The 14,209-nt window shown below is 34.7% G+C and carries 9 protein-coding genes and 1 tRNA gene; 1 reads left to right on the forward strand and 9 read right to left on the reverse strand.

Annotated elements, in window-relative coordinates; translation table 11 throughout:
• Positions 1 to 15: 15 nt before the first annotated feature.
• Both dnaE and gltX read right to left on the reverse strand, forming a co-directional pair.
• The gene (gene dnaE, locus OPR50_RS03275; protein ID WP_265024322.1) at positions 16 to 3,345 is read right to left on the reverse strand and encodes a DNA polymerase III subunit alpha; all 3,330 of its coding nucleotides are present in this window, start codon (positions 3,343 to 3,345) and stop codon (positions 16 to 18) included.
• Between the two features lie 682 nt (positions 3,346 to 4,027).
• The gene (gene gltX, locus OPR50_RS03280) at positions 4,028 to 5,350 is read right to left on the reverse strand and encodes a glutamate--tRNA ligase (RefSeq protein WP_264339494.1); all 1,323 of its coding nucleotides are present in this window, start codon (positions 5,348 to 5,350) and stop codon (positions 4,028 to 4,030) included.
• Positions 5,351 to 5,564: 214 nt separating this feature from the next.
• On the opposite strand from gltX, the gene ligA reads away from it, so the two are divergent.
• Positions 5,565 to 7,553, forward strand: coding sequence for an NAD-dependent DNA ligase LigA (gene ligA, locus OPR50_RS03285; protein WP_264339493.1), 1,989 nt, complete (start codon positions 5,565 to 5,567; stop codon positions 7,551 to 7,553).
• 38 nt (positions 7,554 to 7,591) lie between these two features.
• On the opposite strand, the gene dapA is transcribed toward ligA, so the two are convergent.
• The 7 genes from dapA to OPR50_RS03320 form a co-directional block, all read right to left on the reverse strand.
• Positions 7,592 to 8,473, reverse strand: coding sequence for a 4-hydroxy-tetrahydrodipicolinate synthase (gene dapA / locus OPR50_RS03290; RefSeq protein WP_264339492.1), 882 nt, complete (start codon positions 8,471 to 8,473; stop codon positions 7,592 to 7,594).
• A gap of 9 nt (positions 8,474 to 8,482) precedes the next feature.
• Positions 8,483 to 8,965, reverse strand: a complete 483-nt coding sequence (gene ssb / locus OPR50_RS03295) for a single-stranded DNA-binding protein (RefSeq protein WP_155969077.1) — start codon at positions 8,963 to 8,965, stop codon at positions 8,483 to 8,485.
• Positions 8,966 to 9,032: 67 nt separating this feature from the next.
• A tRNA-Arg gene (locus tag OPR50_RS03300) sits at positions 9,033 to 9,106 on the reverse strand.
• 13 nt (positions 9,107 to 9,119) lie between these two features.
• Entirely contained in the window at positions 9,120 to 9,935 is an 816-nt protein-coding gene (locus OPR50_RS03305) for a hypothetical protein (RefSeq protein WP_264339599.1), read from the reverse strand.
• A 4-nt stretch (positions 9,936 to 9,939) separates the two neighbouring features.
• Positions 9,940 to 10,548, reverse strand: a complete 609-nt coding sequence (locus OPR50_RS03310) for a hypothetical protein (RefSeq protein WP_265024264.1) — start codon at positions 10,546 to 10,548, stop codon at positions 9,940 to 9,942.
• Positions 10,549 to 10,552: 4 nt separating this feature from the next.
• On the reverse strand, positions 10,553 to 11,992 hold the full coding sequence (locus OPR50_RS03315; RefSeq protein WP_015589193.1) for a hypothetical protein: 1,440 nt from the start codon (positions 11,990 to 11,992) through the stop codon (positions 10,553 to 10,555).
• Between the two features lie 361 nt (positions 11,993 to 12,353).
• Positions 12,354 to 14,099: a type I secretion system permease/ATPase gene (locus OPR50_RS03320; RefSeq protein WP_265024265.1), complete on the reverse strand. Its 1,746-nt coding sequence runs from the start codon at positions 14,097 to 14,099 to the stop codon at positions 12,354 to 12,356.
• Positions 14,100 to 14,209 lie beyond the last annotated feature (110 nt).

Here is a 14,209-nt window from a genome sequence, read left to right on the forward strand (position 1 = left end):
TTATATAAAGCTTTTTTATATAAGCAAGTTATTTGTATTAATTTCTACGCCTTTAATCCAGCTTAAGTTAGATATTTCATAAATAACTTGAGGAGCAATTGAGTATGCACCTGGTAATAAGATGCTCACTTTGTGTTTTTCGAGAAGAAGTTTTAGCATTATTTTGGTTCTGCCTTCATCTTTCAATATTGCGTTTAATTCCATAGCGGCTTTTTGCGAATCCGTGCACTCAGTGGTGAGAACTAATTCTTTTATTGTAGAAGTGACTCTTTTTGTAAACTCAGATATATCTTTGCCTGCCAATCTTGTTGTATTTTCCGAAGCTTCAAGATCAATTATCACAAACGTTCCTGGTGAAAATAAATCTCTTTTTTCTTCTATTATTTCATTATTATAGAATGCTATTTCAGAAACGTTATGGGGATCAGAAAGTGTGAGTATAACAAACCTTCCACGCTCTGAGGTTCTCATACGTGCATTTAATATTACCCCAGCAGTTTTTGCTGTTCTATTTTCTCCGATAAACCCAATATTTAACTTTTCCAGAAGAATTCTAAATTTTTCAAGTGGATGATTAGTTAAATAAAATCCTAGTGAAAATAACTCATGCTCTAATTTTTTCTCTTCATCAAAATCTTCCACATTCTCAAGTTTCGGTTTGAGGACATCAAGACTACCAAACAAAGCAGCTTGACTTGATTCTCTATCCTGTTTGTTTTTATTTGCAAAGTAAATCAGCATGTCCATTGACTCATATAGCTGCTTTCTGTTCTTATGCACGCTATCGAATGCTCCGGATTTAATCAGGCTTTCTAGCGCTCTCTTATTTATTATATGACCTGAATTTTGAATGAATTCCCATATGTCCTTACAAGCGCTTGAACGTACGTTCACTATTCCTTCCGCTATAGAAAAACCAACATTCCTCAAGGCAGCAATACCATAACGTATGCGTTCATCCTCTATTGAGAATTCAGCTTGAGACTTGTTTATATCAGGTGAAAGAACGGTAACGCCACTAAACTTTGCTGCATGATAAAATAAATTCAGTTTATCTCTATCATCAATATTCAGATTCATTAGTGCTGTAAAAAATTCTAATGGATAATTAGCTTTAAGGTAAGCCGTTTGATAAGATATAACCGCATATGCTGCAGCATGAGATTTATTGAACCCATAACCAGCAAATTTTGCAACAAGGTCAAAGATATAACTTGCCCTGTCATAATCAACGCCATTCTTCGTTGCCCCTTGGACGAAAAGTGTACGTTGTTTATCCATCTCTTCCTTGATTTTCTTACCCATGGCACGTCTTAGCAAATCTGCTTCTGCGAGACTATATCCAGAGAGAATACGCGCTATTTCCATCACCTGTTCTTGGTAGATTATTACCCCAAACGTTTCTTTTAATATTCCCTCAAGTAATGGATGAATATAATCTGGCTTCTCAAGTCCATGCTTTCTTGCAACATAAGTTGGAATGTTATCCATAGGTCCTGGACGATAAAGGGAGATTAAAGCGATGATGTCCTCAATGCAGTCCGGTTTTAGTTTAATTAAAGCTTCTCTCATTCCCGAACTTTCAAGCTGGAACACTCCAATTGAATCACCGCTTGAGAGCATCTCATAGGTTTTTTGGTCATCTAAAGGAACTGAAGAAATATCGATCTTTTGTCTATCACGATTAATTAAACGACACACATGATCTATTAGCGTTAGCGTACCAAGTCCAAGAAAATCAAATTTTATTAGCCCAGCTTTCTCCACATATTTCATGCTGTATTGAGTGATTGGCAAAGCTGAATTTGGATCATAATACACAGGAACAAAATTTTCCAACTTTTGATCACATATTACAATTCCAGCAGCATGGGTTGAAACGTGACGATATATTCCTTCAAGCTTAAGAGATATATCAAGAAGCTTTGCAATTACCTCATCACTATCCCGTTCTTTCTGCAGATTTTGATCAAACTCTATCGCTTGCGATAAAGTTACAGGATTTACTGGATTAAATGGAACCATTTTAGATATTTTATCCACTTGAGAGTAAGGCATTTGTAATACCCTCCCAACATCACGCAATACTGCCCTTGCCTGCAATTTTCCAAAAGTGATTATTTGAGCAACATAACCGTACTTTTTCTGAACATAATCAATAACCAGGTCCCTTTTCTCTTGGCAGAAATCGATATCAAAGTCAGGCATCGATATACGATCAGGATTCAAAAATCTTTCAAATATTAGGCCAAACTTTATTGGATCAAGGTCTGTAATCTGTAAGCCCCAAGCAACAATTGAGCCTGCACCAGAGCCTCTTCCTGGACCAACTGGAATGCCATTTGCTTTGCTCCAACGAATGAAATCAGAAACTATCAAAAAGTAGCCAGCGTAGTTCATCGAAGTTATCACACTCAGTTCGTAATTCAGCCGATCGTAGTATTGTTTAAGGTCTATGTCTGTCTCATTCGCAATACGGAATTCTAATCCTGCAACTGCCTGCTCCCTCAGTTCTTCATTCTCAGTTTTATTTTCTCGACAAGGAAATTTAGGCAAAATAGGCTGCCTGCTTCTTGGCATGTAAGAGCACCGCTTAGCTATCACTAAAGTGTTATGAATTGCTTCGGGAATGTCGCTGAACAGCTCCTCCATTTCTGCCACAGATTTGAAATAATGCTCAGTGGTTAGCTTTTTCCTGTTATTTTCGAGAGCATAACTACCCTCTGATATACACGTTAATATATCATAAGCTTCATAGTCAGATCTATTTGTAAAGAATACATCATTTGTTGCAACCAGTGGTATATTGCGCTGATAAGCAAAATCTATTAAAGTTTCTTCAAGCTCTAGCTCCTTGCTCAGCCCATGACGCTGCAATTCAACATATAAATGACCATTGAATGCTGAAAGCAGTTTTTCAACCGTTTCTTTATCTTGCCCCAACAATAGTTGAGCCAAACATCCACCGGTTAAAGCGATCAGACCCGTACTTAAATTCAATAGCTCATCAAAATCAACGTAAGGAATATCGCTGTTATTCTTGCGCTTTCTAAAAGACTCACTCACCAAAGTGACTAAATTAGTGTACCCTTGCTCATTTTTTGCAAGCAATAATATAGGTAAATTTTGTTCTGAATGTTTAACTATAATATTGCATCCTATTATTAGCTGTATTCCCCTACTTGCCGCATATTCTGCAAACTCAAGTGAACCAAATAAATTACCTGAATCAGTAATTGCAACCGCTGGCATTTTATTTCGCAAACAAAGGCCGATCAGCTCCTCAATTTTAACCGAGCTTTCAAGCAGCGAATAAACACTATGAACACGTAAGTGTATGAACATAAGAAACTTTAGATCAACAAAAAAGGATAACATTAATTTACTCATGAGAACATAATTTTCATGAGAACAAAAGCCTATAAAATTCTAAAATTAAAATACAAAAACTTACTTGACAAACTCCGCCAGCTCCCTTACCATAATAGTGAAGCTATTGTATTTGCTTTCGCCAATCTGCAGATTAAAAGGTAAGGATTACTTAATGTATCGGCGTCTTATGTTCAATTTTTTGCAGTATATAGATACTGTATGTCTTTACAAAACTTCATCTACATCTAGATTTTTATCTAAATAAGCTGAACGCGCTTATAAAGCGTTACAAGACATCAAAAAATGCCAATACTCGACAGAGATAGTAAAAGACTAGCTAACTTGGGGATTCTTTGTCTTTTTTTCTGCTTAGTAAATTTCTTAAACATTTGCAGCGTAAGTTAGTTGCAGTTAAAAGCGGCTGAATCTCGCTTGTCAAGCGTTTAAAACATAAAAAACGCCAATATTTTAAAGCGGATAATAACCACGGGGCTTCTTTTGCCTTTTTTTTCATTTGGTAAATTTCTTAATGTTTATGGCTAAACGACAACCGTCATCCCGCTGCTTGTTAGCGGGATTTCTTGTTAGCGGCTGAGATACCGCGAATGAATCGCGGTATGACGTAGGGATTGCATTAGCTATAATTCTTTAGTTTTCACTTTTCTTTTAACCTTGCAATGATATTTTCTTTGCCGATAAAAATTAATAGTTTAGCGAGCTCTGGTCCTGTTTCTGTTCCTGTTAAAGCTGAACGCAACTGCGTAAATAGGTTTTTTGCCTTTATATCCACTGTTTGTCGAATAGTTTTGACCCATTCTGACAACGTGTTTTCATTACAATCACCTTGGGGCAATGCATTGAACGCAATTTTTATAAGCTCCTTATCAAGAATCACAGGCTCTATATCGGATTTGCATATTTTCCACCACTTGGCCACCTCAGAAAACCTTTCTATATTGTTCTTTATAAAATACCAAAACTCTGAGGAGTCCACTCCAATTTGATTTAAACGTTCTTGTATAATTTCAAATGGCATTTGTTGCAGCACTTTGCTATTTAGCTTGTATACTTCACTCAAGCTGAATTGTACAGATGCTGAGCTAAATTTTTTAATATCAAATGAGTCAATCAAAGATTGCATACAGGCGCAAGCTTCAATTGGATTGGATGTTCCGAGCTTTACTAAATAACTAACTAGCGCCATCGGTTCAATTTCATCTTCTTTTATAGATTTGATATCTAGCACGCCGGCTCGCTTGGATATCTTGCTATCATCAAAATGTAGCAGAGAAAGGTGAGCAAATGTAGGGATTTTCGCTTTTAATGCTTTAATCATTTGGAGCTGAACTGCGGTATTAGTTACATGATCTTCCCCGCGTACAACATGGGTTACATTAAAGTCAACATCATCAATAACAGAAGGTAACATGTATGTGTAAATTCCATCTTCTCTTTTTACCACAGGGTCACTTATGCTACTGGTTGCAATATTTATTTCACCTTTAACTTCATCATTCCATTTAACAACTTCATTTCTATCCAACTTAAATCTAAAATGTGGTCTTCTTCCTTCTTGCTCATAACTAATTTTCTCTTGCTCAGTTAGAAGTAACGCGCTTCTGTCATATACAGGGGGAAGTCCTTGTTTTAACTGCAATTTTCGTTTAATGTCTAACTCTTCTCTTGTTTCATAGCATGCATAAATATGCCCTTCTTTTATTAACTGCAAAAACACCTCATTGTAACGCTCAAAGCGCTCTGATTGCTTGAAATTTGCATCCCAATTGATACCAATCCATTTCAAATCTTGTATGATATCATTTATATATTTGACATCTGAACGCTGAAGGTCAGTATCATCAAAACGGAGTAAAAATTTTCCATTTTGATTGCGTGTGTACATCCAACAAACCAAGGCAGTTCGTACGTTTCCTACGTGGAGGTAGCCAGTTGGGCTTGGAGCGAATCTTGTTAGCATTTAAATAGCAATATTGTTTACTCTAATTTATTTTAATTTTATATAAATATATGGCTAGAGCAAGCGAGATCTGCTAATACAATTGAGCAAGAGAAGAATAAGTATGGCTATAGCATTGTGGCACCTTTGATATTTGATGGATTAAGACCATATGATAAATTCAAGAAAATTCACAGCTTGACGACAAAGGCTAATGTAGCATTATATTGGTATCATGACTAACTTAGAAAAGATGAGAGAAAAACTGCAAGATCAAATAAATTATCATAATGTTTTGTATCACCAAAAAAATAAGCCAGAAATAAGTGATGCTGAATATGATGAACTGAAGAAAAAGTTAGCTGAAATAGAGCCAGAAATTTATGCAACACAAGATAGTGTTGGTGCTCCACCTGATGAGAGGTTTTCTAAGGTGGAACATCAAGAACCTATGCTTTCCCTTGAGAATGCTTATGATGAACAAGGTGTAGAGAAATTTTTGTCTAAAATAAAGAGGTTTTTAATTGAGGACAAAATAGAGATATTATGTGAACCAAAAATTGATGGGTTGTCGTTTTCTGCAATTTATGAGGATGGAAGATTTATTAAAGCTGCAACTCGAGGTGACGGTTTTGTAGGGGAAGATGTCACTCACAATGTTGCAACAATAAAAGGCTTTCCTAAGTTTTTGCAAGGTGTGCAAGGAAGACTAGAAGTAAGAGGTGAAATATACATCGGTAACAGCGACTTTTTAAAGTTAAATGAAAACGATGAATTTGCCAATCCTCGAAATGCAGCCGCTGGTTCTCTAAAGCAATTGGATGCAAACATTACAGCAAGCAGACCTCTTAGATATTTTGCTTATTCTTTGATTGGTGGAGCAGAGAAAAGTCAAAGTGAGGTACTAAATAAGCTTGAGGCACTTGGTTTTTGCGTAAATGAGCATCAGTCCTTAACGAGTAGTTTAGATGGAATGCTGAAGTTCTATAACGAGGTCTATAACTGTCGCTATAACTTGGATTATGATATTGATGGAATAGTCTATAAAGTAAATGATTTGGTACTACAAAATCGTCTAGGGAATACTCACAAAGCACCGCGCTCAGCACTTGCATACAAGTTTTCTGCGGTTTATGCAAAAACAAAGTTAAATAAAATATTTATACAGGTGGGCAGAACAGGGGTTTTAACTCCAGTTGCAGATTTAGTGCCAGTCAATGTTGGTGGGGTGCTAGTTAGTAGAGCAAGTCTGCATAACCAAGATGAGATAAAACGTAAAGACATAAGAGAGGGAGATATTGTAACAATCAAAAGGGCAGGGGATGTAATTCCCCAGATCGTTGAAGTAAGCAGAGATTCTCGTCTTCCAAATACACCTGAATTTGTGTTTCCTGAAGTATGCCCTGAATGTGGTAGTAAAGTACGTCAGGTTGAGGGAGAGGCTGCAGTAAGATGTCCTGAGGAATTTGCCTGTAAAGCTCAAATAATAGAAAAACTAAAGCATTTTGTATCGAAAGATGCATTTGACATTGTTGGCCTTGGTGATAAGCAGATAGAGTTTTTTTACGACCTTGGTCTGATAAAACAAATTCCCGATATTTTTACTTTAGAAGAAAGATTGGATGAATTTAATCTGGAAGAACAGTCTGGTTGGGGCAAGAAATCAATAGCTCATTTATTAAATGCTATACAAAGCAGAAGGGTAATAACTCTAGATAGGTTTATATTTTCTTTAGGTATTAGATTTATTGGCCAAGTTGCAGCAGAATTGCTTGCAGATTATTATGTTTCTTATGATAATTGGTATAATTCGATGATTGAACTGTCATCAGATAATACTGAGCTAGTAGGTATAGACGGCATAGGAAAAAAAGTAGCTGAATCTTTGGAATCATTTTTTTCTAAGGAACATAACATCAAAATGTTAAATGATCTTACTGCTTGTCTTCAAATTCTTTCTGTGAGCTCCAACTCTAGTGACTCTGTTTTAAATAATAAAATTATAGTGTTTACTGGTAAGCTACTTGCTATGAGTAGAGGAGAGGCAAAAGTAAGAGCCAAAACTCTAGGAGCAAAGGTCAGCTCACATCTTTCTGCTAAAACTGACTACCTAATTGCAGGAGAAAAACCAGGATCCAAATATAAAAAGGCAGTGGAATTAGGTGTAGAAATTTTAGATGAAGACCAGTGGCATAAAGTGATAAGTTTGGGAGTGTTCAAATGAAACTTGGATTGTATATTAAATCAAAGTTGCAAGACTATTTAGAGAGTAGCCAATTCTTTCCATCCAAGAATCATTTTATTGACTTGCCTCAATTTTTCAACAGAAGGCAAGTCTTCTGTGCTGAGTGGTAGGCGGACAGTTTGATGTTCTATGAGCCCAATATCATGCAAAAGTGCTTTAGTGGGTATTGGGTTGCTGGCAATAAATAACGCTTCGCAAGCCTGTTGCCAGATATCTGCCTGAGGGTTCCTGCCATTGAGGCACTTCTTAACGTATTCATGCGCTATGCGTGGCCAAACATTGGCAGCAACGGAAACCAGGCCAGCCGCACCATAAGCGGCCATATCAGATATCATATTATCATCTCCGCAAAAGACCTCAATATTTGGTGCAACTTTCTTATACTGAGTTAAAGTATCAACAGTGCCACTTGAATCTTTGATAGCCCAAAATTTTTCGTGACTAGATAAGTTGCGTACAGTTTCAGCGTGAAGACTCACTCCTGCTCTCGATGGAATATTGTAAAACATAGCCGGCATATGTGCTTTCTCAAGCAGCTTTTCAAACCATAAAGTCTGCCCCATAATTCCGGGCTTTGCATAAATGGGAGTTGTCATTAGATAGCCATGAATAGGCATACCCTTGCAAAAATCAAGCCATTCAAGAGTCTGATATAGATTCACTCCTGGTACGCCAATTATAATTTTTGTATTTAATTTTAGCTCACATACAAATTCAACTAACTCGCGTTTTTCAGAATCAGTAAGCGATAGGCTTTCACCGGTGCTACCCAGCAACACTACACCATTTTCAGCTTTAACTTGCATTGTCAGTAAACGCTGCAAACTGCTATAATCTATGCTATCTCCATTGCAATTAAAAGGAGTAATACAAGCAGTCCATAAAAATGTAGATTTCAATTTAAATTGTTAAAATGGTATTTCATCATCGAGTAGTTCATCTTTTATATCGTTGTCAAAACTTTCGTGTTTATCTTTTTGTCCTGTTTCACCTTGTTTGTATTCACTTGGCTTGTAATCAGGATTTGGCGCACTATTTCGTGAATCCAAGAGAGTAAGAGCGCTATTAAAATTATATAGAACCACCTCTGTTGTGTATCTTTCACCACCGTTTTGGTCAGTCCATTTTCTAGTTCTCAAAGAACCTTCAACATAAACTTTACTGCCTTTGCGTGCAAAATCTTTGACGATTTTTACTAATCCTTCACTAAAAATTACGATATTATGCCACTCTGTCTTTTCAGAGCGCATACCGGAAAGTTTGTCAGTCCAACTTTCAGACGTGGCTATTGAAAAACTTGCCATTTCTTTTCCATTTTGTGTAGTCCTAATTTCAGGATCTTTTCCTAAATTACCAACTAGTATGACTTTGTTTATGGTACCACCAGACATAATTATGCTCTAAATAAATCCTTTTATTATCTTATGTGAAAATACTATTGTCAAATTTAATTAAAAGTGCGCTTGGAGGGATTCGAACCCACGGCCTTTGCCTCCGGAGGGCAACGCTCTATCCAACTGAGCTACAAGCGCATATATATTTAAGTTATTTAATAGATAAGCCATCCAAGTCAAATTTTTGTTTTGGATAAAGCGTAAACATAATACTCCCATATCCAAAATATACATTTTGAGAATCATTCGCATGCTTTTTTATTGCTTTTTGATCTACGGTCCATACAAAAGTTACATAATTTTCAGTGACTGAGTGCACTTTTAAATCCTTGGTATTTATAAACAGTTTTCCATTTACCCATATTTTCCATGTATCGGGAGAAAGATATAAAATTGAGTCTAAACTCACTACCTTACAGTTGAAATTATCTGATACCTCCTCTTTTGCAGCTCTTGAAGATCGTAAATTGAACTTTTCCATTTCATTGACCATTCTATTAACTGGCTCTTCATCAAAAAAAATGCTTTTTACGTTACTATATTGTGACAAAACGTCAAAGTCACTTTCCACTGCTTCTCTTATTATATCGTCCCGATCTGTATAGCTTAGTTTTTGATTGTTGATAAAGAAACACTCTTTTGCACGCAAATTTGCTATATCAATAAAATCGTCGATTTCTTGATTGCCAACTTTAAGAATACTTTCAAAATATCTTTTTTCTATCATCATTCCATACTGAGAATGATGACAAACCATTTCATCATTACCTTGTTTTTCTATATATACGCATAAATTTCCACTATTTAATCCTAATATTTTATGCTCAATAAAATCTTCATTGCCAATATATTGTCGGCAAGAATACTCCTTACAAATTTCTATGCTTTCTATGATATCTTCACAACTGCAATATGCATTAACATTGGAAATGAGTAGCGTAAAAATAAAAAACAGCTTTATGTTCATCACCTTATCTACTTAATATAGTATACCAATCAAAGACTATATTAGCTCTCACTATCTCTATCATATTACCATTCAAAATCTGATTCATAGTTGCAGCATCAATATTTCTCTGCTTATTTAAAATAAGAGATTTGATCATAACATAACCGGGCAGATTTGGAATAGACTGTAGAAATAAAAAAATATGCTTATCGCTGATTGAGCTTAAATTTAGGACCACTTCACTTTTTATTACTTTTGTGCGTTCACTTTTGTTGTGGAGCTCAACTTCTTCGGGTATAGAAATTGATATTTCAGGTTCTAATATATAGTGCTTTTTATATAACTTGCTAAGCTCGAAATTTAAATTTGCAATGTATCTGCTACTATGTAAATTTGAAGAAGAAATTTTTTTCCATAAATCTAGGTTTTTATTTAGAACAACTTCCTTTTTTTGAATTCCAGTAATCTGTAAATTAATAGAACGTATTTTATCAATCGCAATTTGGTTTTTATTATAAATCTTTTCGTTATAGATAACAACATATGTTAATAACCCTATTAATCCAACAGATAATAACAAATACGATATAAACTGAATTGTAGCTTTTCTTTTTAATTGAGAGGTAGTCATTAATCTACATTGCCTCTCCTATTTCAACATCAATAGATAGATTTTGCTCTTTAGCAGCAGGTAAGCTAGAAATATTAATGTCATAGGTACGAAAATTATCGTTTAAATTTTTTCGTAGTTTCTCGTATTGATGAGAAATATTTTTACCGGATTGAAAATTAAACTTTAAAGTTGTGGTAATATAACTTTTTGCCTCATTATAATTCCATTCAAATGATCGAAGCTCTATACCTGGTATTTTTAACTTTTCTACATACTTAACTTGTGTAAGAGGAGAGTATTCTATTTTTGATAAAATATTATTGATATTAATAAAATCATAAATTTCATCTATTTTTTTTACATTATAGCTTTGGCTAAGTTTTGTTAATTGGTTATTTAAGGTGTTCTGCTTTGCTGATAAATTATCAGCGACATTGAAATTTGAATACAAATTTAGCAAACAAAGGGTGTTTGTTATAACTAAAACCAGGGCGAAGTATAGAAAAATTCGAGGAGAGTTTAAATAAAGGTAATTGAATAGATAAAATTCTTTAGTTTCCTTTGTATTAAAAATAGCTGCTAATTTATTCTTAAAGCTATGAAACAAAATTATGGTATCGCAAAAGTTATCTTTTTCACTTATAGCTAGTTCTGCTCCTAATAGTTTGCCTAACTCATATGGAGTTAATATGTTCACACTGTTCTCTGAAAAATTTATGACTGATAAACTAGCTTTGATATCTTCTGACACTATGATACAAAGGTCGATAGGGTTATTTTTTTCAAACCCAAACTTAGTTAAGGATCGAATAGTATCTTGCACTTCCTGATATATTCCACCAGCGATAATTCCTGGTAAATTATCATTAGTAAATGATGTTAAGCGCGTAAATACCATTTTATTCTCTTTAAGAACCACTTGTCTATAGCCTCCCGTTTTAGTTGCAGCAACTATAATTTTCCAATTATTAGGATCTTTATGTAGAATCTTTTTTGTTATATTACTTATTTCTATAGGAAACATTAATATTCCCTTAAAGTTGGAGCCTATCTCAATAAACACATTCAACCAATATTCTACTAAATGCTTTGCTTTTGATGAAACAAGAAGATAGCACCAGTTTTGATTGAATTTGTTTGGCTTCTCAACCAAAAAAACTGAACTTATGTCATTATTACGAGAAAAATGCTCCATCTTTGTTTTTGCTGATAGATAGGCACTAATCTTGTTTGCCCTTGTAATAAACTGTAGCGAGTAATTTTGATCTGCATGATTAAGCACCAGGTATAAAGGTGCTTTTTTATCTGACGAAAGACATGAAATTAAATCGGAAACTGCTTTATCGTTTTTGCCCTTAACAAAATACCTTTTATTTAAAGTATTATTTTTAAAATATAGTAACATTATGCCTTCTTCTCCAATAGAAAGCATAAACTTACTTTTGGATTTTGAACTAAACATATTAACAAAGCATATACTTATCTAGAATTAAAAAGGCAATTTATTGAAATTCATTAAACGTTAGAGGGAAATATTGTTATAAATTTTCGCAGCAACATTATTTATATTATAATTTTTTTATAAAATTACCACTAATATTAAGTTATTTAGATAACAAATTAAGAAAATTCATTAAGACGAATTTGTTGTTTTTCAAATTGTAGGTAAACCTAAGCCACTTTAGCTATATCTGCCGATTGACTTTAATTAATAAGAGTTATTAATCTATTTACTATTCTTGTAATATTATTTCTAATGGTAAAGAAATATATATTTTTCTGGAACAGTTGTTATTTCAGATACAGAATTTATTGTAAGTAAACTAACCATTTGCTGAAGAGCGCTCATCTTCTGTGGTACTTGATGATGGAGCAACTAATTTGCTCAAAATCTCATCTTTTGGTCCCATAGCGTAAATGACACCATCTGACATGAGGATCACCTTATCAACTACGGACAATAACGGTAGCTTGTGAGTGATGATAACAGTAGTAGTATTTTGTTTTCTTGCAATGCCAATTGCATTAATTAAGCATGCCTCTCCATTGCTATCTAAGTTAGCGTTTGGTTCATCAAGTACTAAAAGTTTTGTGTGACAATAAAAAGCTCTGGCAAGTCCAAGAAGCTGTTTTTGGCCGCCAGAGAGCGTTACTCCTCCAGGACCTCCTATTGTTGTATCATATCCATTTGGTAAGCTTAGTATTAGTTCATGTATTCCTGCAATTTTTGCTGCTTTGATTATTTCTTCAGGATTTGGATCTGGCCTCATGCGAGCAATATTAGCTTTGACACTAGTGTTAAATAACTCAATATCCTGAGGTAAGTAGCCAACATAATTACCAAAATTTTCTCGATTCCAAGTATATACATCAGCGCCATCTAGTCTGACTACACCAGATATTGGCTTCCATACACCAACAGTTAATTTTGCGATAGTGGATTTACCAGAAGCACTTGCACCAATAACACCAACTACATCTCCAGGATCTATAATGAATGATATTCCTTTTACTGTCGGCTTATTGCTTCCATAAGGAGTAAAAAATACTCTATCAAATTCCAATTTTCCTTCAGGTTCTGGTAGAGCCATCGTTTGCTCTCTTTTTGGCGATGTTAATATAAGTCTTTGTAGCCTTCCATATGACATTCTAGCCTGATTTAAAAACTTCCAAGTATGAACCGCAGCATCAAATGGTGCTAATACTCTACCCATTAAAATTGAAGCAGCGATGATGCTACCGGCAGTCTTATGAGCTGTGATTGCAAGTAATGCACCTGTTCCAATCACTGATATTTGCAGAGTTGAGCGCAAAAATTTAGTGATTCCAGTAATTACATTAGAGCGATTTTGTGCTTTAATTTGCATTGCTCGGTTCTGATCATTTCGTTTACACCAATCAGAGACTATGAATTCTGACATGCCCATAGCTTCAACCACTTCTGCATTTCTTGTTGCAACATCTATAGCATTGATATTCCGTATAGTTTCTTCGTTGGTTTCTTGTAATATTCGTTTAGTGGCAAGTTCATTCCATATTGCCATAGAGACTAATATAATAATTCCAGTAATAGCTATAAACCCCGTGGAGGTATGTATCATGAAAATCACAACAAGGTAAATTAACGACCATGGAGTATCAAACAGTGAGAATATACCATTTCCTGTAATGAAATTTTTTATCACTCCGAGATCTCGTATTGCTTCACCACTTGAAGTTGAGCTCTGCACTGACGTTAGCCTGATTGACCTTACTATCAGATCTGGTGTTGCAGTTTTATCGATCCAATCACCTATTTTTGCCATGGCTAAATATCGACAAGTTTCAAGCATTGCAGAACATGCAAATGCAGATAAAGTGATAATTGTCAGCATAGTTAGTGTTGATACACTTTCGCTCGATATCACCCGATCAAGCACTTGAGAGGTATAAAGTGGTAGGAATAACATTAATAAATTGATTCCCGCACTAAACCAAAAGATAAACCAAAATGCACTTTTGCATTTTTCTAGGCAAATATATAGAGTACTTTGCTTCAATTCTTTTTTTATTGATGGCGTAATTTCCACAATCTTCCTCTTAATTTGATTACATGCACCATATACAATTTTTATTACAAAAATATTAATAACGGTAGTTAGCTTACTTTAAGTGAGTAAAATATTAATATATGTGAATA

This window comes from Wolbachia endosymbiont (group A) of Epagoge grotiana, from assembly GCF_947251775.1.
GTDB lineage: Bacteria > Pseudomonadota > Alphaproteobacteria > Rickettsiales > Anaplasmataceae > Wolbachia > Wolbachia pipientis.

What these genes read in the sequence shown, in the direction of transcription:
- OPR50_RS03310 (WP_265024264.1), bottom strand. Translation starts at nt 10,548, where the DNA reads ATGACTACCTCTCAATTAAAAAGAAAAGCTACAATTCAGTTTATATCG.
- OPR50_RS03315 (WP_015589193.1), bottom strand. Translation starts at nt 11,992, where the DNA reads ATGTTTAGTTCAAAATCCAAAAGTAAGTTTATGCTTTCTATTGGAGAA.
- ligA (WP_264339493.1), top strand. Translation starts at nt 5,565, where the DNA reads ATGACTAACTTAGAAAAGATGAGAGAAAAACTGCAAGATCAAATAAAT.
- OPR50_RS03305 (WP_264339599.1), bottom strand. Translation starts at nt 9,935, where the DNA reads ATGAACATAAAGCTGTTTTTTATTTTTACGCTACTCATTTCCAATGTT.
- ssb (WP_155969077.1), bottom strand. Translation starts at nt 8,965, where the DNA reads ATGTCTGGTGGTACCATAAACAAAGTCATACTAGTTGGTAATTTAGGA.
- gltX (WP_264339494.1), bottom strand. Translation starts at nt 5,350, where the DNA reads ATGCTAACAAGATTCGCTCCAAGCCCAACTGGCTACCTCCACGTAGGA.
- dnaE (WP_265024322.1), bottom strand. Translation starts at nt 3,345, where the DNA reads ATGTTCATACACTTACGTGTTCATAGTGTTTATTCGCTGCTTGAAAGC.